This window comes from Thiorhodovibrio winogradskyi (genome assembly GCF_036208045.1).
GTDB lineage: Bacteria > Pseudomonadota > Gammaproteobacteria > Chromatiales > Chromatiaceae > Thiorhodovibrio > Thiorhodovibrio winogradskyi.
The window spans coordinates 3,607,769-3,626,429 of record NZ_CP121472.1; the positions used below are offsets into that span (position 1 = coordinate 3,607,769).

Genomic DNA, 18,661 nt, shown 5'->3' on the forward strand with positions numbered 1-18,661 from the left:
TGCTGAACGAGAACCAATGGGAACCGCTGCTGGATCGAAAGATGCAAATCAATCAATGATTGAAGTGGGCCGCGAAATACGCACAGGATCAGCACTCAGGGTCAGAATAGCGCCTTCGGCCAGTTCAGTGGCGTAACGCAGGATTAACTGATCCATAAGCCGGATACGCTGAGCACTTGGGAGATCCGGTAGCCGGACGATGCCAGTGTGCGGCTCATGGCGCTTAAACACGAGAAGCCCAAAGTCACTATCGATGGTCACAATCACGCGTTGTTCGCTCACCGCCCATCTTCACCGCACATTCAGAATCAATTCCACGGAAATGCGCATATCGCGAATAATGGGCTTGCCACCGAAAACATCGGCGCGCACGGTGATGCGCTGCAAGAGTTCGTTGTTGTTTTGGGTATGCATGAATGTTCCAGTGTATTTCGCAATCCATCGTGGTTGCCTTGGAGTTTAGCACGGGCGCCCTTGCCCGAACCCGTGCATGCACCCGTGCATGAACTGGCGACGCACCCCTTCGACCACCCCGCACCAAGCGCAGGATCAAGGCGTCTCGCCACGCACCCGCTTGACCGATTCGAGCTCGGGTCCCTAGGCCTGGTGTGCCGAGCGACTGAGTAAGGTTGCCATCTCGACCACGCCACAGTGTGGTGGACTATACTACCCGACCGACGCCCTGGAACCTCACATCTCCGCCGAGACCCTGTCCCTGCATCATGGCAAGCATCACGCGACCTATGTCAGCAAGCTCAATGGCCTGATCGAAGGGACTGAATGGGCCGAGCGCCCGCTGACCGAGATCGCCGCCCAGGCCTCGGGCGGCGTTTTCAACAACGGCGCCCAGGCATGGAATCACGCCTTCTACTGGCACTTCCTGAGCCCGGATGGCGGCGGCGAACCCGAGGGAGAACTGGCCAGCGCCATCGCGCGCGACTTCGGCGATAGCGCGCGCTTTCGCGAGGCCTTCTCCAACGCGCTGACGACCCTGTTCGGCTCCGGCTGGGTATGGTTGGCGCGCGATGTCGCCGGTCAGCTGCACATCCAGGCGACCAGCAACGCCGGCAATCCGCTGACCGAGGGGCATCAACCGATTCTGACCTGCGATATGTGGGAGCACGCCTACTATGTCGACTATCGCAACGAGAAGGCGCGCTATGTCGATGCGTTCTGGGAGTTGGTGAACTGGGAATTCGCCGCCACGAACCAGGGCGCCGACGAACCCTTCGCGCCCTGATGCCAGGCACGATGGAGCGGTGACCGGCCGCTCCCTTGTTCTTCCCGCCCGTCTCAGCCGCCCACGGACGGCGGCTTGAGGCCCAGCTCGAGCACCCCAAGGCCCAGGCCGGTGGTCAGCAGCATGGGGACACCGACCCACCAGCCCAGCCGCCAGCCGCCGAGCGTGATGCAAACCAGCGTCTTAAACAGGCTGTTGGTGACCATCGCGACCATCACGCCGAGCGCGGCAGCCGAGGCGGCCAGATCGTCGGCGTGAAGCTTGGCCAACGACAGGGTGATGGCGTTGAGATCGACCATGCCCGAGAGTCCCGCCAGCAGCAGCACACCGGTGTCGCCGAACTGCTCCACCAGCCACCGCGCGAGCACCAGAATCGCCGCCAGCAGCAGCCCAAAGCGCAGCGCCAAACCAAGCTGCAACGGATTGCGCAGATCGACAGCCTCGGCATTGCCGGCGTGCCGCTGACGCCAACCATGGAGCGCGACCGGGATCAACAGCCCCAGCAGGATCGCGCCCAGCGGTAGCGCCAGGGTGCCGAGCAAATCGGGCTCCAACACGGCCAGAATGACCAATATCCGGGGGATCAGGGTGGCGTGCGCCAGCAGAATGCCAGCGGTCAGCGCATGGGGCGCTTCCCTGCCGCGCCAGGCGGGCAAACTGCAGTGTCAAGGCGGTCGAGGACGCCAGCCTGGCCAGCAGACCGGTCAGCAGCAAGCCCCGCCCGCTGCCGGCCCAGGCATTTAATAAACAGGTGAATGCTGACACAGCGACAGCACCTTGGAGGCGAGATTGGGCACATGCCACTGGGGCAGAATGAGAAAGCGGGCGTTGTTGGCGATCAGATGCAGGCGGTCGAACTGGTAGCGGCGATCCCAACCGATCCACTGATCGCGAGCAGCGCACTTCCAGGCTGCCGCGCTCAGAACCAGCAACGCCAGCCACTGATCACGCCAGATGGCGACATACCAGAGGGCGTGACCGATTTTTGCCGCAGTCCCCAGATAATGATGCGCCTCGAGCAATGCTTTGAAGCGCGCATCTTCATCTGGGGCGACCGAACGCAGGGTGATGTCGTGCAAGTTCAGGGGGCTGCCTCGTCAATCATAGGCAGGCAGTTTGAACGAGTCGGACGGAAATGTTCAGAATCGAGGGTAAATACTTCTACGGCTGGTCAATTAGGGCTAGCACGGTTTCGCCCTGCAAGGACTTGGGCGAGACATTGACGGACACACAAATAAGGACCTATGCCGCAGAGCGGGACATGATTATTGTCTCCAAGGACACTAACTTCTCAGACCGGGTGTTGGTCAGCGAGCCGCCGCCCAGAGTCATACACATTCGTTATCGATAATCTGCGAATGCGCGACTTCCATTATTGCGTTACCCGCACATGGCCTACAGCGGTGGAATTGAGCGCCTCCAACAGACTGGTTCGCGTCTACAAAGATGATATAGAGGCCATCGAATAAATCGCACAACCATCCTTTGCCCGCATGGAACAAACCAGCTTGCTTACCGAATGAGAGCATCCGTGTCTACCCCATACAACGCCCACCCCACCGCCATCATCGACGCGGGCGCCCAGATCGGCGAGGGCACCCGCATCTGGCACTGGGTGCACATCTGCGCTGGCGCCCGCATCGGTAAGCGCTGCTCCTTCGGCCTGAATGTCTTTGTCGGTAACGATGTCAGCATCGGCAACAACTGCAAGGTGCAGAACAACGCCTGCAATTTACGATGCCGTGACGCTCGAAGATGATGTTTTCTGTGGTCCCAGAATGGTCTTCACCAATGTCATCAACCCGCGCTCAGCCATCAACCGCAAGGAGGAATACCGCCACACCCTGGTCAAGCAAGGTGCGACCATTGGGGCGAATGCGACAATCCTCTGCGGCGTGACCCTGGGGGAGTACTGCTTCATCGGTGCCGGTGCCGTCATCACCAAGGATGTCAAGCCCTATGCGCTCATGGCTGGCGTTCCGGCGCGTCAGATCGGCTGGATGAGCGCCCATGGCGAACGCCTCGACTTGCCGCTTGAAGGTGAGGGACAAGCCCGGTGTTTCGCAACCGGGCAACGCTATCGGCTGGTCGATGGGCGCATCGCGACGTCCTGACCTCATTGATGTCCCCCCTTTATGTCCAAAGGACACTCTAGGATGACACCCATTTTTGCTGATGCGGTTCAACCTGCCGAACTTGCCGGCTGAGAGAAGTCTGGTTTCAGGCCGCTGTGGTCTGGTATAAACAAGACCCGTCCCGGGTTTCCACAATGCCTGCCCCATCGCTGGAAAAGCCCACCTTGTGGGCATCGACAAACACAAGCACTTTTTCACTCGGGTCGCGACCGACACCATGGCTGAGAACACGCACAACCTACTTGATCCAAAGAATGACTATGTCTTCTTCCGCCTCTTCTCCGAAGAGCCGGAGCTGCTGATCGATCTGATCAACGCCGTGCGTGCAGACCAGCCACCGATCACCGAGATCACGCTGCTCGATGCGCGCCTCACACCTGAGCGCATCCAGGGCAAGCGCCTGGTTTTAGACCTGAAGGCCATCGACGAGCATGGGCAGCGCTACAATATTGAAATGCAGGTGCGCAGTTTCGGCGCCTGGGGGGCGCGCGGCACGCTCTACGCAGCGCGGATGCTCAGCGAGCAACCCCATGCGGGCAGCAGCTACCGCGCGATCAAGCCCGTCATCGGCATTCACCTGCTCGACTTCACGCTGTTTGATCAGCCAAAGTACGCCAACAAGGCACTGTGGAACTTCGCGCTGCGCGATAGCGAATGCTGTGAGATGAGTCTCGGGCGCGAATTGCAGATTCACATTGTCGAACTGCGCAAGGCCGACAAGATTCGGCAACTGCCCGAGTGCCTGTCAGCCTGGGTCGCCTACTTTGAGCACTGGAACGAGGACGCTGTCATGAACAACCTGGCCCATCCCCCCATCCAGCAGGCCCGCGCCAAGCTGCGTGTGATGAGCGCGGATGAAGAAGCCCGCTACTGGGCTGAAGCACGCGAGAAGGCGCTGCGCGATGAGGCAACGTTAATCGGCGATGCGCATGATCAGGGGTTTGAGAAAGGTCGAGACGAAGGCCGCCAAGAAGAGCGGCACAAAACCGCACTGGCCATGCTGCAGGGCGAGCAACTGGATGTCGCCACCATCGCCAGTTACACCGACCTCAGCGAAACCGAGGTGCAAGAACTCGCAGATAGCCGTGCAAAGCACTGATATCCCTCAAACCAAGCCGCCAAGTGAAAAACCGAGTGAAAAACCGGACCCGTCCCGGTTTTCTCTACTTAAGAGCAAGCATGAAGTTGAGATACTTGAATCCGATAATAGGATCGGCGGTATTGCCTTTGTAGAAAATGTTGACGGCATGCCTTATCATATGGTAGGCGGTCATTGTATCAATTGCAAAAACAAGGCCGTGCTTGATTTCGTTTTCTCGGTCTTCCCCAAAGATAATTGGAATAAAATAGAACGAAAGACTGATATCCATATATTTGGAAGAAATTAACCCTACCCGATAGAGTATGCAATAAAAGAAATTTATTCCATAAACCCAGACCTAGCGATAAACATCGTAAATGACTTCTTGACTGCGAAAAGTGTGCGTAACGTTGGCATTACTAATCTTGAGAACTGGTTCAGGAGTGTGTTTGGCGATAGTTTTACAGAAATTTATTTTCTTCCCTACAACAAAAAAATATGGGGTATTGATCCGAAAGAAATGAACTCTGACTGGGTATCTGGTAAGCTGCCAATACCAGATAGAAATTCGTTTATTGAGGGCCTTTTTAATGATGTCCGTGACAACATGGTGCATTTTTTTTATTATCCAAAAAATGTTCTAAAAGACAATCTCATGTTGCGCTTGGCTGATAGCTGTCGTATCAATTATAACTATCGTGTCAGTCGACTGAAAAAATCAAAAAACAAATATATCGTAAATGGTCAAAAAAACTTCGACAGCGTTATTATAACCTCCCCGCTTAATATTTCGATTTGCTTCTTTGATAATGCGCCTGTCGATGTTCTCAAAGCCGCTTCTTTGCTAAAAAATAATAAGATTACCAACGTGCTCTGGAGAACTTCTGGTGCTGATGCTACATGGACGTACTTTCCAAAGCCTTCTACTATTTTTCACAGGCATATTCATATAGGGAATTTCTTGAGACCAAATAAAAATCTGACTATTACAGAATCCCTGGGTGAGGTATCTTACGAAAAGTTGATTGAAGAGGGCGCACGTTTTGATTATCTGCTTGAGCCACTTGCATACAATGTTTCTGAATATGCATATGTTTTACAAGATGGCAATAAAACCAGTTCAGTTAAACTTGTGAGGGATTACATAGAGTCTGCGGGTGTACATTTGTGTGGAAGGTTTGCTGAATGGGAATACTACAACATGGATCTATGTATTGAAAGAGCAATTGAGCTCGCTGCCAAGTTTAATTAACCGATTAAGACGTGAAAAACTACAACGCCGCACGCTCGTCACGGGCGGCGCAGGCTTCCTCGGCTTGCACCTCTGCGGGTTCCTGCTCACCAACGGCCATGACAATCACCGCTGCCTCGACAACTTCTTCACCGGCACCAAGGCCACCCTGCTCGGACCTTGGCGCCCATCTGCTCGGTAACCCGCACTTCGATTTAATGCGCCACGACATCACATTCCTCACTCTCGGTGAAAGTTGACGAATTATAATCTGGCTTGCCTGGCCTAACCGATTCATTAAACTTGTTCCGACCGAAATCTGATCGGATAGCTTTTCCAATACATGACTCCTGAAGAACTCTTCGCTTTGATCCGCCAGGGTGAGAACTCCGGCGTTGAATTCAAGCGAGATGATCTGCGCCGAGAACAACTGGCGCGTGAAGTAGTCGCCTTCGCCAATTTTCAAGGGGGTCGCCTGCTGATTGGCGTCGAAGACGACGGTACGGTGACAGGTATCCAGCGCGAGGATCTGGAGCACTGGGTCATAGATACCGTGTTTGGGCGCACGGTCCACCCGCAACTGCTTCCCTATTATGAGACCGTGCGCGTGGACGATGGCAAACAGGTGGCCGTGGTGACCGTGTTGCCGGGAACGGCCAAGCCCTATGTTGTTCGGCACAACCAGCGCGAGGATATCTATGTGCGCGTCGGCAGCACCTCGCAACTGGCAACCCGGGAGCAACAAGCAGCACTCTTTGCCTCGGGGGGCCTGCTGCATGCGGAACTCCTGCCCGTCTCGGGGAGCGCGCTGGCGGATCTCGACCGCGCGCGCCTGACCGATTACCTTGGTCGGGTGTTGGCAGATGAGGTGCCGCCGGATGAACCAGCATGGCTGGATCGGCTCTGCGGTCTTGGCTTCATGATGGAAAGGACCGATGGACCGCCCGTCTGCACCATTGCTGGCGCTGTGCTGTTCGCGCATCGACCGCGCCGTCTGCTGCGGCAGGCCGGATTACGCTGGATGGCGTTCTCAGGCGACGACATGGATTACCAGGCGCTGGATGATCGGGTGCTGGATGCGCCACTGGTTGGGTTATGGTCGGTGTCCGGGACGGGCCAAGTCTTTCGGGCGCAAGATGGTTTGATCGAAATCTTCATGGAGCGGGCATTGCCGTTGCTGTCGGCAGAGTCGGCGGAACTGGTAGAGCATCTGCGCCGTGAACGACGCTGGTTTTATCCACCCGAGGCGGTTCGCGAATGCCTGCTCAATGCCTTCGCCCATCGCGACTGGACGCGCCCGGCTGAAGTCGAGGTGGTGCGCTACGGCAATCGCTTGACGGTGACCAGCCCTGGTGCGCTCCAAAACGCCATGACCATCGACAAGATGCTGGCCGGCCAGCGCTCCGCCCGCAACCCGATCATCGTCGAGGTGCTGCGTGACTATGGCTATGTGGACGCTCGCGGCATGGGTGTGCGGCGTAAGATCGTACCGCTCATTCGTCAATCCACAGGAAGCGCCCCGGTCTTTGAGCCGACAGAGTATTTTCTGCGTGTCACACTACCCGCCACGCCGATATCCAAGGATCACCCCTAATGCTGGTTGGCCATTGAAGAATAATAGGGGACGGACCCTGAGGTATCCCCACAACTTTTTAAGTGCAATTAGAGTAATGACCAGCCGCACATCGCTGGTTACATGGCTCGATCAGGACAGCCACGCCAAACAATTGATCAAGCCTGAGAATTTGTGGGGATACCTCAGGGACGGACCACGTTTATAACTACAATCCCCACAAACCAGCTACACTCCCCCCATGACAGCCGACACCCAAGCCACCGACACCAGCGACAAACCCGACTACGACAGCCCCTGGAAAGAAGCGCTGGAGCGGTTCTTCCCGGAGTTTCTCGCGCTGCTGTTTCCGGCCATCTATGATCAGATCGACTGGAGCGTGGCACCGGAGTTTCTCGACAAAGAACTCCAGCAGATCGGCGGCAACAGCCCGCGCGGTCGCCGCTATGCCGATAAACTGGTTCGGGTGCGCGCCAAAGACGGCAGCGATCTGTATGTGCTGATCCATGTCGAAGTCCAAGGCGATGCTGAAAGCGACTTTAGCGCACGGATGTTTCTGTATCAGACCCGCCTGCGTGATCGTTACACGATCGATGTCGTCAGCCTCGCGGTCTTAACCGACACCAGCCCTAGCTTTCGCCCCAAGTCATTTCGCCACGCCCGCTGGGGCTGCGGGATCGTCTTTCGCTTCCCCATGGTCAAACTGCTCGACTACGCTGAACCTGAGCGCTGGGCCGAGCTGGAAGCGAGCGATAATGTCTTCGCCTTGGTGGTGATGGCGCAGATTCGGGCCAAAGTGACTGACGATGCCGAGACACTGAAACGCTGGAAATTCCGTTTGATGCGCCTGATGTATGAGCGCGGCTATGAGCGGGTGCTGATTGAAGAGCTCTTCCGCATCATCGACTGGATGGTGCGCCTGCCCGAGAAGCTGGAAGCCGAATTTCGCCAAGAACTCTATGAATTAGAGGAGCAATACCACATGCCTTATGTCACTACGGTGGAACAAGCCGGGATTGAGAAGGGGAAGATTCTGGGGATGGAGCTGGGTGTGCAGCAGGGGATGGAGCTAGGAGTGCAGCAGGGCGAAGCCAGGACAATCCTGCGCTTGCTTGATCAAAAATTCGGTCCGGAGGTCGTCCAAATGCACCGCGAGCGCATTGAACAAGCCGAACTTGAGCAACTCGACACCTGGCTGGGCCGCATCCTTAGCGCCGACAGTCCTGAGACCATCTTCCACTGACCAAATCCAAGGGGGCCGGCACACATTGATTCATTTCATATGTCACCCCTCAAGCCACGACTCGCGCCGATGCCGGTTACCCCCCAGGGCTCGAAACCAAAGCCCGCATCACCGCGCGCTTCGTCCAGCGCAAGCGCGCCGAATACGACAAACTCAGAGCGGAGCTAGAGCAAATCATCGCCGAGGCCGCAGCAGAAGGGCTGCTTAATCCCGCACTTGAACCAACCCCGTGCAGATAACGGAACCCAAGAAAATGTGGCCCGTCCCTGATTTTTCCCATGATCAGGGGTTTGAGCAAGGCCGCAAGGAAGGCCGCGACGAAGGCCGCCAGGAAGAACGGAATAAAACAGCACTGGTCATGCTGCAGGGCGGGCAACTGGATGTCGCCACCATTGCCCGTTACACCGACCTCAGCGAAACCGAGGTGCAAGAACTCGCAGATGGCCGCGCAAAACACTGATATCCATCAAATCAAGCCGCCAAGTAAAAAAACCAGACCCGTCCGGGTTTTCTCTATCCATGGTGCGCGGGCACCTGATCGGAACAGGGGGCGCTGGGTCGAGAAAAAGGAGAACGCTTTCAGTCACTGGGCGCGTGATCTCAAGCAGCGCCGTCATGCCAACGTCGCCATTGTCGCCATGGCCAATAAGCTCGCGCGCATAGCTTGGGCGGTGATGACCACCGGCAAGCGCTTCGATGCCGCGCGCGGGGCGCTCGCGAAGCCAGCGCCCGTGACGGCCTAACGCCGCATCGGCCATGACCTTTATCGATTAACTGCCCTGACCAGGGCATCAACCGAGTTCCACACCACGAGTTGCGAAGAGTGAATTTCACTGTGATGGCATGAAAGGGACGACCGCCTCGCAGAAAACCTGGAAGGGGCCGAAGCTAGGTAGTTCAATTTGGCAGGATTCCCTGTCTTCCAGCTCATGCAGTTTTTTCGACGTCACGACCCCGGTTTTTTGTAAATTATTACAATAACTTACGCCTTATTCTGGGCATAAATCGTGCGGGTCGAGAAAGTGCATGAATCAGGTCAAATTGAACTACCTAGGCCGAAGCCAGCATCTGCTGAGACTGGGAGCCTGATTGAGGACGGCGAGGTACGCGCATTCCATCAGGGCACGGGGATCACGGGGATCCCGATATCGATGCCGGATATATGGCTGCAACGTTTCCTTCTGCTGATCAGCGATTTTCCTCTTGCATCGCGGGGCGGACCATATATGGTCCCTTTTGTCTTATTTTTACGATGAGCGAGGTTCCTGATGCGCGCATTACGACAAATCTATGACAGCTTACCGCCAATGATTGAAATTCCGTTGGATTTACGCCGTCGGCACGTTGAGGTTGTGTTTCTGGAGCTCGAAGACAATAATGTGCCGGGCGTTGCCGCGAGCGTTGACTGGCCGGCGGGTTTGTATGAGCGCACGTCTGGTGCCTGGCAAGGCGAGTTGTTCCGTGAGCCACAGGGAGAGTACGAGCAACGTCGGGAGATAGAGTGATGTGGCTCCCGGATACCAATGTCTGGATTGCTTATCTGAATCCGCGACCATCAGTGGTCAAGCAGGCGATGCGCGTTCATCCGGCAGCGGAGATTCATCTCTGCGATATCGTGAAGGCCGAGCTAGTCTTCGGCGCTTACAAAAGTCAGCGCATGGAGGCGAATCTGGCTGTATTGGAAGACCTGTTTCAGCACTTTTATTCCGTGCCGTTCGATGGCGGTGCGGCGCGTGAGTTTGGTCGAATTCGCGCCGAACTCCAGCGTGTCGGTACGCCGATCGGTCCTTATGATCTTCAGATCGCGGCGATTGCCTTATCCCATGATTTCACACTGGTGACGCACAATATCGACGAATTCAGGCGAGTTCGGGGCTTGCGATACGAAGACTGGGAAGCGGATACCGTTTGATTGGAAATGCGGGTATCCCACCCGATGGTTGCGCTTGAATCCCGATGACTCGGGAGCGGGGTTGTCTGCGGTTTTGGGCATCCGTGCCCGAGGGGTCAGCCGCGCCGGATTGGGCTTAGGTTTGGCCCAGCTAGAATGGGTCGGAAATGAATTCGAGCCTGGAACCTTTAATTCATGCTCAGCGAGCAACCCATTGTTGGTAGCAGCTACCGCGCGATCAAGCCCGTTATCGGCATTCACCTGCTCGACTTCACGCTGTTTGATCAGCCCAAGTACGCCAACAAGGCGCTGTGGAACTTCGCGCTGCGCGATAGTGAATGCTGTGAGGTGAGTCTCGGGCGCGAATTGCAGATTCACATTGTCGAACTGCGCAAGGCCGACAAGATTCGGCAACTACCCGAGCGATTGTCAGCCTGGATCGCCTACTTTGAGCACTGGAACGAGGACGCTGTCATGAACAACTTGGCCCATCCCCCCATCCAGCAGGCACGCACGAAGCTGCGTGTGATGAGCGCCGATGAAGAAGCCCGTTACTGGGCTGAAGCGCGCGAGAAAGCCATGCGCGATGAGGCAACGCTGATCGGTGATGCGCATGATCAGGGGTTTGAGGAAGGACACAAGGAAGGCGACCGGCAGGCACGCCAGCAAACAGCACTGGCCATGCTGCAGGGCGGGCAACTGGATGTCGCCACCATTGCCCGTTACACCGACCTCAGCGAAACCGAGGTGCAAGAACTCGCAGATAGCCGTGCAAAACACTGATATCCCTCAAACCAAGCCGCCAAGTGAAAAATCTGACCCGTCCCGGTTTTCTCCGTCCCGGTTTTCTCCGGTTTTCTCCCTCGGCAACAACTGCAAGGTGCAGAACAACGCCTGCAATTTACGATGCCGTGACGCTCGAAGATGATGTTTTCTGTGGTCCCAGAATGGTCTTCACCAATGTCATCAACCCGCGCTCAGCCATCAACCGCAAGGAGGAATACCGCCACACCCTGGTCAAGCAAGGTGCGACCATTGGGGCGAATGCGACAATCCTCTGCGGCGTGACCCTGGGGCAGTACTGCTTCATCGGTGCCGGTGCCGTCATCACCAAGGATGTCAAGCCCTATGCGCTCATGGCTGGCGTTCCGGCGCGTCAGATCGGCTGGATGAGCGCCCATGGCGAACGCCTCGACTTGCCGCTTGAGGGTGAGGGACAAGCCCGGTGTTTCGCAACCGGGCAACGCTATCGGCTGGTCGATGGGCGCATCGCGACGTCCTGACCTCATTGATGTCCCCCCTTTATGTCCAAAGGACACTCTAGGATGACACCCATTTTTGCTGATGCGGTTCAACCTGCCGAACTTGCCGGCTGAGAGAAGTCTGGTTTCAGGCCGCTGTGGTCTGGTATAAACAAGACCCGTCCCGGGTTTCCACAATGCCTGCCCCATCGCTGGAAAAGCCCACCTTGTGGGCATCGACAAACACAAGCACTTTTTCACTCGGGTCGCGACCGACACCATGGCTGAGAACACGCACAACCTACTTGATCCAAAGAATGACTATGTCTTCTTCCGCCTCTTCTCCGAAGAGCCGGAGCTGCTGATCGATCTGATCAACGCCGTGCGTGCAGACCAGCCACCGATCACCGAGATCACGCTGCTCGATGCGCGCCTCACACCTGAGCGCATCCAGGGCAAGCGCCTGGTTTTAGACCTGAAGGCCATCGACGAGCATGGGCAGCGCTACAATATTGAAATGCAGGTGCGCAGTTTCGGCGCCTGGGGGGCGCGCGGCACGCTCTACGCAGCGCGGATGCTCAGCGAGCAACCCCATGCGGGCAGCAGCTACCGCGCGATCAAGCCCGTCATCGGCATTCACCTGCTCGACTTCACGCTGTTTGATCAGCCAAAGTACGCCAACAAGGCACTGTGGAACTTCGCGCTGCGCGATAGCGAATGCTGTGAGATGAGTCTCGGGCGCGAATTGCAGATTCACATTGTCGAACTGCGCAAGGCCGACAAGATTCGGCAACTGCCCGAGTGCCTGTCAGCCTGGGTCGCCTACTTTGAGCACTGGAACGAGGACGCTGTCATGAACAACCTGGCCCATCCCCCCATCCAGCAGGCCCGCGCCAAGCTGCGTGTGATGAGCGCGGATGAAGAAGCCCGCTACTGGGCTGAAGCACGCGAGAAGGCGCTGCGCGATGAGGCAACGTTAATCGGCGATGCGCATGATCAGGGGTTTGAGAAAGGTCGAGACGAAGGCCGCCAAGAAGAGCGGCACAAAACCGCACTGGCCATGCTGCAGGGCGAGCAACTGGATGTCGCCACCATCGCCAGTTACACCGACCTCAGCGAAACCGAGGTGCAAGAACTCGCAGATAGCCGTGCAAAGCACTGATATCCCTCAAACCAAGCCGCCAAGTGAAAAACCGAGTGAAAAACCGGACCCGTCCCGGTTTTCTCTGCCGGTTTTCTCTGCCATCGAATTTGAGGCTCATCTAAAAGACGGCGTTATTTGCCTACCGGCTACTGACCGGCGTTGGCGGGAAGACCGTCCCGTAAAAGTCATCGTTCTGGTGGACTACGAGACGCCTCACTCGCCCCCGCGGGACGCGAGTCAGCGGCTATCCGCTATCCTGGACATCAGCCGACGCTGCGCGGCAGCTCCAGAACTCGATCCGCGCGGCGCGGATGAAATCATCGGCTACGATGCAAATGGACTGCCGAGATAAGTGACACCCACATGGTCATCGATACCTCATCGCTTGTGTGCATCCTGCTGGACGAGCCCGAAGCCGAGCGCCACGCCCGCCGTTTGAGCGAGATGGATTCGCCCAATGTCATGTCGGCCGCCACCTGGCTTGAAACCATGCCCATCATCAGCGCGCGACGTGGCGAGCTGGGTCGGCAAAGCCTTGAGGAATTGCTCGTGCTAGCCATGATCGACATCCAGCCCGTCGATGCCGAACTGGCGCGCATCGCTTATCACGCCTGGCTGCAATACGGCAAGGGGCGTCATCCAGCCGGCCTGAACTTCGGTGATTGTTTTTCCTACGCGCTCGCGAAGAAGCTCCAAGAGCCGCTCTTGTTCAAGGGCGCGGATTTCTCCAAAACCGATCCTCGGAAGCAAGGTAGTCATCGACGCTCAGATGAAACTGTCGGGCGAGGTTAGTCATGGAGCGCGCATCCCCTTGTTGATCGATTGGTAACTTTCAGCCGACTGCCCGATTCTACCTCGGGCCATCAAGCAATTCCTTTGATTTCACCAAACCACTGTCCCCACAATTGTGGCCGGCTGGGGCGCAGTAGAGAGAATTAAGTATATGTCCCCAGAATTCCTTCAATTTATTCATAGGTGTGGCTTGAGTGCGCTGCGATATATTCGCGCAGTACCCCATCAATGCGGGTTTGCCAGCCTGGGCCATCGGCCTTGAAGTGTTCGAGGACTTCGGTGGAAAGTCGGATTGAAATGGTCTGCTTGACCTTCTTGGTCTGCGCGCGCACCTCAGACCATGGACGCAGATCGGCCATTTCCTCGTCGGTTAGCTCGCGGGCATCTGGATCAGCCGCGATACCCGCTTGGATGCGAGCTTCTTCTTCTTCAGTATTGAGCAGAAAGACGCGACCAGACTTAGAGGTGATGAATGTAGGTTCGTTTTTCATGATTCTCTGCTTGGCGCAAACTGATGATACGGTAGACATCGTTTTCTTCTGTGAACACGACGCAATAAATGCGATTCCCAATCGGCGCAAAACCGATCCAGCGTCTTTCCTCGTAAGCCTCCCGGGTGTCTTCGCGCACCCAGGCTAAGCTCCATTCAAGATCAGCGGCTAACCCCAAAGACACGCCATGCTTGGCCATGTTGCGGCGGTCTTTGTCGGGATCAAACTCAATCTCCATAAGCGGATAGTTTAGAGACCGTCGCGATCTCAGGCAAATCCGCAGCCGCACCCCACCACAGCAAAAACCCCGCCCCGATGACTCGGGAGCGGGGTTGTCTTGGGCTGTGGGCATCCGAGCCCGAGGGGTCAGCCGTGCCGGGTGGCGGTTAGGCTTGGCCCGGCTGGGGTGCTGTCTATCATATCCGCAACGCCTCACCCCAGGACTTACAGGGCGACTATCATCCCTTGTGCGCTCAAGCCAATTGACCGCCGCTTGACGGACCACCGACAGAGCAGGTAAACGCAAAACATGACCACGATCCAAACATCAGCCACCTACCTTGATGGTCGCATCACTGTGCATCCTGACATCTGCAACGGCCACCCAACCATTCGCGGCATGCGTATTACAGCCGAGGCCGTGCTCGGCTTCCTGAGCGCGGGAGAATCACCAGCGGAAATTTTGCGCCAATACCCATCTTTAGGAACCGGCAGACATTGATGCCTGCCTACGCTTTGCCGCAGACCTGATGGCGCGTCGCTTCAGTCTGCGAAAAGTCGCCTGATGCCACGCTTTCTGATCGATGTCAATCTCCCGTCACGCTTTGCATACACATTTTTATCGGTAATCTGCGAATGCGCGACTTCCATTATTGCGTTTCCCGCACATGGCCGACAGCGGTGGAATTGAGCGCATCCAACAGACTGGTTCGCGTCTACAAAGATGATATAGAGGCCATCGAATAAATCGCACAACCATCCTTTGCCCGCATGGAACAAACCAGCTTGCTTACCGAATGAGAGCACCCGTGTCTACCCCATACAGCGTCACCCTCGAAGACGATGTCTTTTGCGGTCCCAGCATGGTCTTCACCAATGTCATCAACCCGCGCTCAGCCGACAACCGCAAGGAGGAATACCGCCGCACGCTGGTCAAGCAAGGTGCGACCATCGGGGCGAATGCGACGATCCTCTGCGGCATGACCCTGGGTGAGTACTGCTTCATTGGGGCGGGCGCCGTCATTACCCGGGATGTCAAGCCCTATGCGCTCATGGCCGGCGTCCCGGCGCGTCAGATTGGCTGGATGAGCGCTCATGGGGAACGGCTCGACTTGCCGCTTGAGGGTGAGGGACAAGCCCGGTGTTTCGCAACCGGGCAACGCTATCGGCTGGTCGATGGGCGCATCGCGACGTCCTGACCTCATTGATGTCCCCCTTTATTTCCAAAGAACACGCTAGGGTTTACACCCATTTTTGCTGATGAGGCTCAGCCTGCCGCACTTGCCGGCTCAGAGAAGTCTGGTCTCAGGCCGCTGTGGTCTGGTATAAACAAGACCCGTCCCGGGTTTCCACAGGGTTTCCACATTGGCCAGCTACCGCGCGATCAAACCCGTCATCGGCATTCACCTGCTCGACTTCACACTGTTTGATCAGCCCAAGTACGCCAACAAGGCACTGTGGAACTTCGCGCTGCGCGATGGCGAATGCTGTGAGGTGTGTCTCGGGCGCGAATTGCAGATCCACATTGTCGAACTGCGCAAGGCTGACAAGGTGCAGCAACTGCCCGAGCGCTTGTAAGCCTAGATCGCCTACTTTGAGCATTGGAACGAGGACGCTGTCATGAACAACCTGGCCCATCCCCCCATCCAGCAGGCACGCGCGAAGCTGCGTGTGATGAGCGCGGATGAAGAAGCCCGTTACTGGGCTGAAGCACGCGAGAAGGCGCTGCGCGATGAGGCAACGCTGATCGGTGATGCCCATGATCAGGGGGTTGAGCAAGGCCGCAAGGAAGGCCGTCAGGAAGGCCGCGACGAAGGCCGCCAGGAAGAACGGAATAAAACAGCACTGGCCATGCTGCAGGGCGGGCAACTGGATGTCGCCACCATTGCCCGTTACACCGACCTCAGCGAAACCGAGGTGCAAGAACTCGCAGATGGCCGCGCAAAACACTGATGTCCCTCAAACCAAGCCGCCAAATGCAAAGCGGCTGATATTGAGCACCAATGTGAAAAAATGGACCCGTCCCGGTTTTCTCCCCAATGTCCATAACCCGCGCTCGGCGGTGGTGCGCAAGGACGAGTACCGGCGCACCCTGGTCAAGCGGGGCGCGACCATCGGGGCCAATGCCACCATCGTCTGCGGCGTGACCCTGGGTGAGTACTGCTTCATTGGGGTCGGGGCCGTCATCACGAGAGACGTCAAGCCCTATGCGCTCATGGCGGGTGTTCCGGCGCGTCAGATCGGCTGGATGAGCCGGCATGGCGAGCGGCTCGACCTGCCGTTGACCGGGAACACGACGGCGACCAGTCCGGCCACGGGAGAGATCTACCGGCTCGAACAGGGTATAGTCTCGGTCCAGGACTGACGATCAAGACTGAGAGGCGCCGGACGCCGAGCAACAGCGTATCGTCACGGCTAATGCAGGTCGGGTACAGTATCAAGAAGGTGGATTCAAGATGCCTACACTGGATTTTGTCGAGCAGATTCGCCAGCACGTCAAGACGCAGGCCGAAGAGCATGGCGAGCATGCCCTTGACCGGGAACAACGGTTGAATTGGTGGCGCAGTAAAGTCGATGCCTTGACGACCCAAATGAAACAATGGCTGGAACCGCTCATCACGGATGAAACGATTTCCGTTCGGCAAAAGAGCGTTAGAATCAACGAGGATCGGCTAGGCGATTATGAGTTACCGGCTCTGGAGTTCTGTTTTGGTTTATCGTCTCTCAGCGTGACGCCTGTTGGTTCTGTGATTATTGGAGCTCTTGGGCGGGTCGATATCGCTGGTCCTGAAGGAAAAGCGATGTTGATTCTGACCGCCGATGATGCGGAGTCGTCCCCATCTTTCAAGCAAGAGCATGCGCGATGGTTTATCTCTTATCCGGAACAGCGGCTTAAGTTATTTGAACTCGATGAAAGTTCGTTTAGACAGCTTATAGTCGATTTGCTTGGCGTGGGCGATTAACGTATGTTGTTCGATTCGCCGGCGACACTCAAGGTCGGCGTGGTACTCGGTTGGTACGCCGTCATGATTTTGGGGCTGCGGACTGTTCGCGAGGAGGTGATGCGCTTTCGGCTTGTCGGTCAACGCCCTCCTGAAGACATGCCCAGCGAATTAAATTATGCCTCGCTTGAGGAGGTTGATGCTTATTTTGACTCGGCTCGTGAAGAGCTTGAGTTATCGACAGTCTTTATACTGATCGCCAGTGCGGAGGCACGTCTTCGGGTCGATGCGAAGGCGCGTATTAAAGTTGCTCATGATCCTTTGTCCAAACGTTTGAGCGAACTTTATGAGCGAGTTGATTTGGATTGGAAGGTTCCGCTGAAAGAAAAAGGCATTTTAGATGCTTGGCGTTATCACATCAAATGGCATTCAACGGCAGCCGAGCTGGAGAAGCGACGAGCAATCGACTGTTTGGGTAAGTTGAAAGATACTTTAGCGCTGAGACATTGGTTGGCTCATGGTCGTTACTGGAAAATCAATCGCTCAATTAAAAGCTATCCACCAGTGACGGTTGCAAAATTGATACAAGATCTGTATCGGCGGTTGCAATTTATTACGGATCAAGATGGCTTACCCATTTTCAATCCGAATGAGCCAGCTCAGTCGTTGTAGTTTCGTGAAAAACTGCGTGAAAAACTGGACCCGTCCCGGTTTTCTCCCAGTTTCGGCGCCTGGGGCGCGCGCGGCACGCTCTATGCCGCGCGCATGCTCAGCGAGCAACCCATTGTTGGCAGCAGCTACCGCGCGATCAAGCCTGTGATTGGCATTCACCTGCTCGACTTCACACTGTTCGATCAGCCCAAGTACGCTGACAAGGTGCTGTGGAACTTCGCGCTGCGCGATAGCGAATGCTGTGAGGTGTGTCTCGGGCGCGAATTGCAGATCCACATTGTCGAACTGCGCAAGGCCGACAAGATGCAGCAACTGCCCGAGCGCCTGTCCGCCTGGATCGCCTACTTTGAGCACTGGAACGAGGACGCTGTCATGAACAACCTGGCCCACCCCCCCATCCAGCAGGCACGCGCGAAGCTGCGTGTGATGAGCGCCGATGAAGAAGCCCGCTACTGGGCTGAAGCACGCGAGAAAGCAATGCGTGATGAGGCAACGCTGCTTGGTGATGCGCATGATCAGGGGTTTGAGAAAGGCGACCAACACGCTCGCCAGCAAACTGCACTGGCCATGCTGCAGGGCGGGCAACTGGATGTCGCCACCATTGCCCGTTACACCGACCTCAGCGAAACCGAGGTGCAAGAACTCGCAGATGGCCGTGCAACGCACTGATATCCCTCAAACCAAGCCGCCAAGTGAAAAACAGGACCCCGCCCCAGTTTTCTCTGCCGGTTACTACCTCCAACCCGCGCACCGTCGGTGACGGCAA

At 56.6% G+C, this 18,661-nt stretch carries 28 protein-coding genes and 4 pseudogenes; 25 read left to right on the forward strand and 7 right to left on the reverse strand.

Features of this window, described 5'->3' with window-relative positions; all coding sequences use genetic code 11:
- Positions 1-48: 48 nt before the first annotated feature.
- Together Thiowin_RS16355 and Thiowin_RS16360 are read right to left on the reverse strand one after the other, a co-directional pair.
- Positions 49-282: a DUF5615 family PIN-like protein gene (locus Thiowin_RS16355; RefSeq protein ID WP_328984046.1), complete on the reverse strand. Its 234-nt coding sequence runs from the start codon at positions 280-282 to the stop codon at positions 49-51.
- Positions 283-291: 9 nt separating this feature from the next.
- Positions 292-414, reverse strand: a complete 123-nt coding sequence (locus tag Thiowin_RS16360; protein WP_328984047.1) for a DUF433 domain-containing protein — start codon at positions 412-414, stop codon at positions 292-294.
- A 220-nt stretch (positions 415-634) separates the two neighbouring features.
- Between Thiowin_RS16360 and Thiowin_RS16365 the strand changes: the two genes are divergently transcribed.
- Positions 635-1,240, forward strand: coding sequence for a superoxide dismutase (locus Thiowin_RS16365; RefSeq protein WP_328988104.1), 606 nt, complete (start codon positions 635-637; stop codon positions 1,238-1,240).
- 53 nt (positions 1,241-1,293) lie between these two features.
- Here the strand turns inward: Thiowin_RS16365 and Thiowin_RS16370 are convergent, their stop codons facing one another.
- Both Thiowin_RS16370 and Thiowin_RS16375 read right to left on the reverse strand, forming a co-directional pair.
- Positions 1,294-1,896 carry a DUF4010 domain-containing protein gene (locus Thiowin_RS16370; protein ID WP_328984048.1) on the reverse strand — a complete coding sequence of 201 codons (603 nt, stop codon included), beginning with the start codon at positions 1,894-1,896 and terminating at the stop codon, positions 1,294-1,296.
- 84 nt (positions 1,897-1,980) lie between these two features.
- Complete coding sequence (locus tag Thiowin_RS16375) at positions 1,981-2,319, reverse strand: Druantia anti-phage system protein DruA (RefSeq protein ID WP_328984049.1); 339 nt, start codon at positions 2,317-2,319, stop codon at positions 1,981-1,983.
- A 182-nt stretch (positions 2,320-2,501) separates the two neighbouring features.
- Between Thiowin_RS16375 and Thiowin_RS25390 the strand changes: the two genes are divergently transcribed.
- The 5 genes and pseudogenes from Thiowin_RS25390 to Thiowin_RS16395 all read left to right on the forward strand — a co-directional run bounded on the left by Thiowin_RS25390 (position 2,502) and on the right by Thiowin_RS16395 (position 5,708).
- Positions 2,502-2,591 carry a hypothetical protein gene (locus Thiowin_RS25390; protein ID WP_408034227.1) on the forward strand — a complete coding sequence of 30 codons (90 nt, stop codon included), beginning with the start codon at positions 2,502-2,504 and terminating at the stop codon, positions 2,589-2,591.
- Positions 2,592-2,759: 168 nt separating this feature from the next.
- Positions 2,760-3,354: pseudogene (locus Thiowin_RS16380) on the forward strand (acyltransferase).
- 187 nt (positions 3,355-3,541) lie between these two features.
- On the forward strand, positions 3,542-4,474 hold the full coding sequence (locus Thiowin_RS16385) for an Rpn family recombination-promoting nuclease/putative transposase (RefSeq protein WP_328984050.1): 933 nt from the start codon (positions 3,542-3,544) through the stop codon (positions 4,472-4,474).
- Positions 4,461-4,763: a hypothetical protein gene (locus Thiowin_RS16390; protein WP_328984051.1), complete on the forward strand. Its 303-nt coding sequence runs from the start codon at positions 4,461-4,463 to the stop codon at positions 4,761-4,763. Before Thiowin_RS16385 ends, Thiowin_RS16390 begins: the two co-directional genes overlap by 14 nt.
- Positions 4,764-4,841: 78 nt before the next feature.
- Positions 4,842-5,708 (forward strand): hypothetical protein, encoded by an 867-nt coding sequence (locus Thiowin_RS16395; protein ID WP_328984052.1) that lies wholly within the window; start codon positions 4,842-4,844, stop codon positions 5,706-5,708.
- A gap of 19 nt (positions 5,709-5,727) precedes the next feature.
- Here Thiowin_RS16395 and Thiowin_RS16400 read toward each other — a convergent pair whose 3' ends face one another.
- The gene (locus Thiowin_RS16400; protein WP_328984053.1) at positions 5,728-5,919 is read right to left on the reverse strand and encodes a hypothetical protein; all 192 of its coding nucleotides are present in this window, start codon (positions 5,917-5,919) and stop codon (positions 5,728-5,730) included.
- Between the two features lie 111 nt (positions 5,920-6,030).
- On the opposite strand from Thiowin_RS16400, the gene Thiowin_RS16405 reads away from it, so the two are divergent.
- From Thiowin_RS16405 to Thiowin_RS16455, 11 genes and pseudogenes are all read left to right on the forward strand, one after another.
- Complete coding sequence (locus Thiowin_RS16405; RefSeq protein WP_328984054.1) at positions 6,031-7,281, forward strand: RNA-binding domain-containing protein; 1,251 nt, start codon at positions 6,031-6,033, stop codon at positions 7,279-7,281.
- A 220-nt stretch (positions 7,282-7,501) separates the two neighbouring features.
- Positions 7,502-8,503, forward strand: coding sequence for an RpnC/YadD family protein (locus Thiowin_RS16410; RefSeq protein ID WP_328984055.1), 1,002 nt, complete (start codon positions 7,502-7,504; stop codon positions 8,501-8,503).
- Between the two features lie 253 nt (positions 8,504-8,756).
- Positions 8,757-8,963, forward strand: a complete 207-nt coding sequence (locus Thiowin_RS16415; protein ID WP_328984056.1) for a hypothetical protein — start codon at positions 8,757-8,759, stop codon at positions 8,961-8,963.
- Entirely contained in the window at positions 8,944-9,246 is a 303-nt protein-coding gene (locus Thiowin_RS25395) for a hypothetical protein (RefSeq protein WP_408034092.1), read from the forward strand. The genes Thiowin_RS16415 and Thiowin_RS25395 overlap by 20 nt, the downstream gene beginning before the upstream one ends.
- A 525-nt stretch (positions 9,247-9,771) precedes the next feature.
- Positions 9,772-10,008 (forward strand): hypothetical protein, encoded by a 237-nt coding sequence (locus Thiowin_RS16425; protein ID WP_328984057.1) that lies wholly within the window; start codon positions 9,772-9,774, stop codon positions 10,006-10,008.
- Complete coding sequence (locus Thiowin_RS16430) at positions 10,008-10,415, forward strand: type II toxin-antitoxin system VapC family toxin (protein WP_328984058.1); 408 nt, start codon at positions 10,008-10,010, stop codon at positions 10,413-10,415. The genes Thiowin_RS16425 and Thiowin_RS16430 overlap by 1 nt, the downstream gene beginning before the upstream one ends.
- Before the next feature lie 174 nt (positions 10,416-10,589).
- Positions 10,590-11,177 (forward strand): Rpn family recombination-promoting nuclease/putative transposase, encoded by a 588-nt coding sequence (locus tag Thiowin_RS16435; RefSeq protein WP_328984059.1) that lies wholly within the window; start codon positions 10,590-10,592, stop codon positions 11,175-11,177.
- 79 nt (positions 11,178-11,256) lie between these two features.
- Positions 11,257-11,677: pseudogene (locus Thiowin_RS16440) on the forward strand (acyltransferase); the annotation flags it as partial.
- A gap of 187 nt (positions 11,678-11,864) precedes the next feature.
- Entirely contained in the window at positions 11,865-12,797 is a 933-nt protein-coding gene (locus Thiowin_RS16445) for an Rpn family recombination-promoting nuclease/putative transposase (protein WP_328984050.1), read from the forward strand.
- On the forward strand, positions 12,784-13,131 hold the full coding sequence (locus Thiowin_RS16450; protein ID WP_328984060.1) for a hypothetical protein: 348 nt from the start codon (positions 12,784-12,786) through the stop codon (positions 13,129-13,131). Before Thiowin_RS16445 ends, Thiowin_RS16450 begins: the two co-directional genes overlap by 14 nt.
- Before the next feature lie 11 nt (positions 13,132-13,142).
- Positions 13,143-13,571 (forward strand): type II toxin-antitoxin system VapC family toxin, encoded by a 429-nt coding sequence (locus tag Thiowin_RS16455; protein ID WP_328984061.1) that lies wholly within the window; start codon positions 13,143-13,145, stop codon positions 13,569-13,571.
- Positions 13,572-13,744: 173 nt separating this feature from the next.
- Here Thiowin_RS16455 and Thiowin_RS16460 read toward each other — a convergent pair whose 3' ends face one another.
- Together Thiowin_RS16460 and Thiowin_RS16465 are read right to left on the reverse strand one after the other, a co-directional pair.
- Entirely contained in the window at positions 13,745-14,062 is a 318-nt protein-coding gene (locus Thiowin_RS16460) for a BrnA antitoxin family protein (protein ID WP_328984062.1), read from the reverse strand.
- A complete protein-coding gene (locus Thiowin_RS16465) occupies positions 14,031-14,300 on the reverse strand; it encodes a BrnT family toxin (protein WP_328984063.1) in 270 nt (89 codons plus the stop codon). The genes Thiowin_RS16460 and Thiowin_RS16465 overlap by 32 nt, the downstream gene beginning before the upstream one ends.
- Positions 14,301-14,591: 291 nt before the next feature.
- Between Thiowin_RS16465 and Thiowin_RS16470 the strand changes: the two genes are divergently transcribed.
- The 8 genes and pseudogenes from Thiowin_RS16470 to Thiowin_RS16505 all read left to right on the forward strand — a co-directional run bounded on the left by Thiowin_RS16470 (position 14,592) and on the right by Thiowin_RS16505 (position 18,564).
- A complete protein-coding gene (locus tag Thiowin_RS16470) occupies positions 14,592-14,783 on the forward strand; it encodes a DUF433 domain-containing protein (RefSeq protein ID WP_328984064.1) in 192 nt (63 codons plus the stop codon).
- A gap of 307 nt (positions 14,784-15,090) precedes the next feature.
- Positions 15,091-15,480, forward strand: a pseudogene (locus tag Thiowin_RS16475) (acyltransferase); the annotation flags it as partial.
- 166 nt (positions 15,481-15,646) lie between these two features.
- Positions 15,647-15,859 (forward strand): hypothetical protein, encoded by a 213-nt coding sequence (locus tag Thiowin_RS16480; RefSeq protein WP_328984065.1) that lies wholly within the window; start codon positions 15,647-15,649, stop codon positions 15,857-15,859.
- A gap of 42 nt (positions 15,860-15,901) precedes the next feature.
- Positions 15,902-16,234, forward strand: coding sequence for a hypothetical protein (locus Thiowin_RS16485; protein WP_328984066.1), 333 nt, complete (start codon positions 15,902-15,904; stop codon positions 16,232-16,234).
- Positions 16,235-16,319: 85 nt separating this feature from the next.
- Positions 16,320-16,646 (forward strand): annotated as a pseudogene (locus tag Thiowin_RS16490) (acyltransferase); the annotation flags it as partial.
- A 91-nt stretch (positions 16,647-16,737) separates the two neighbouring features.
- Complete coding sequence (locus Thiowin_RS16495) at positions 16,738-17,244, forward strand: hypothetical protein (RefSeq protein WP_328984067.1); 507 nt, start codon at positions 16,738-16,740, stop codon at positions 17,242-17,244.
- Between the two features lie 3 nt (positions 17,245-17,247).
- Positions 17,248-17,895, forward strand: coding sequence for a hypothetical protein (locus tag Thiowin_RS16500; RefSeq protein ID WP_328984068.1), 648 nt, complete (start codon positions 17,248-17,250; stop codon positions 17,893-17,895).
- Positions 17,896-17,988: 93 nt separating this feature from the next.
- A complete protein-coding gene (locus Thiowin_RS16505; RefSeq protein WP_408034093.1) occupies positions 17,989-18,564 on the forward strand; it encodes an Rpn family recombination-promoting nuclease/putative transposase in 576 nt (191 codons plus the stop codon).
- Positions 18,565-18,661 lie beyond the last annotated feature (97 nt).

Excerpts from the sequence above, each read along its gene's own strand:
- Thiowin_RS16455 (WP_328984061.1), top strand. The coding sequence starts at position 13,143 with ATGGTCATCGATACCTCATCGCTTGTGTGCATCCTGCTGGACGAGCCC.
- Thiowin_RS16425 (WP_328984057.1), top strand. The coding sequence starts at position 9,772 with ATGCGCGCATTACGACAAATCTATGACAGCTTACCGCCAATGATTGAA.
- Thiowin_RS16470 (WP_328984064.1), top strand. The coding sequence starts at position 14,592 with ATGACCACGATCCAAACATCAGCCACCTACCTTGATGGTCGCATCACT.
- Thiowin_RS16360 (WP_328984047.1), bottom strand. The coding sequence starts at position 414 with ATGCATACCCAAAACAACAACGAACTCTTGCAGCGCATCACCGTGCGC.
- Thiowin_RS16465 (WP_328984063.1), bottom strand. The coding sequence starts at position 14,300 with ATGGAGATTGAGTTTGATCCCGACAAAGACCGCCGCAACATGGCCAAG.
- Thiowin_RS16500 (WP_328984068.1), top strand. The coding sequence starts at position 17,248 with ATGTTGTTCGATTCGCCGGCGACACTCAAGGTCGGCGTGGTACTCGGT.
- Thiowin_RS16415 (WP_328984056.1), top strand. The coding sequence starts at position 8,757 with ATGTGGCCCGTCCCTGATTTTTCCCATGATCAGGGGTTTGAGCAAGGC.
- Thiowin_RS25395 (WP_408034092.1), top strand. The coding sequence starts at position 8,944 with ATGGCCGCGCAAAACACTGATATCCATCAAATCAAGCCGCCAAGTAAA.
- Thiowin_RS16460 (WP_328984062.1), bottom strand. The coding sequence starts at position 14,062 with ATGAAAAACGAACCTACATTCATCACCTCTAAGTCTGGTCGCGTCTTT.
- Thiowin_RS16485 (WP_328984066.1), top strand. The coding sequence starts at position 15,902 with ATGAACAACCTGGCCCATCCCCCCATCCAGCAGGCACGCGCGAAGCTG.
- Thiowin_RS16495 (WP_328984067.1), top strand. The coding sequence starts at position 16,738 with ATGCCTACACTGGATTTTGTCGAGCAGATTCGCCAGCACGTCAAGACG.
- Thiowin_RS16505 (WP_408034093.1), top strand. The coding sequence starts at position 17,989 with ATGCTCAGCGAGCAACCCATTGTTGGCAGCAGCTACCGCGCGATCAAG.
- Thiowin_RS25390 (WP_408034227.1), top strand. The coding sequence starts at position 2,502 with ATGATTATTGTCTCCAAGGACACTAACTTCTCAGACCGGGTGTTGGTC.
- Thiowin_RS16410 (WP_328984055.1), top strand. The coding sequence starts at position 7,502 with ATGACAGCCGACACCCAAGCCACCGACACCAGCGACAAACCCGACTAC.
- Thiowin_RS16430 (WP_328984058.1), top strand. The coding sequence starts at position 10,008 with ATGTGGCTCCCGGATACCAATGTCTGGATTGCTTATCTGAATCCGCGA.
- Thiowin_RS16400 (WP_328984053.1), bottom strand. The coding sequence starts at position 5,919 with ATGTCGTGGCGCATTAAATCGAAGTGCGGGTTACCGAGCAGATGGGCG.
- Thiowin_RS16405 (WP_328984054.1), top strand. The coding sequence starts at position 6,031 with ATGACTCCTGAAGAACTCTTCGCTTTGATCCGCCAGGGTGAGAACTCC.
- Thiowin_RS16435 (WP_328984059.1), top strand. The coding sequence starts at position 10,590 with ATGCTCAGCGAGCAACCCATTGTTGGTAGCAGCTACCGCGCGATCAAG.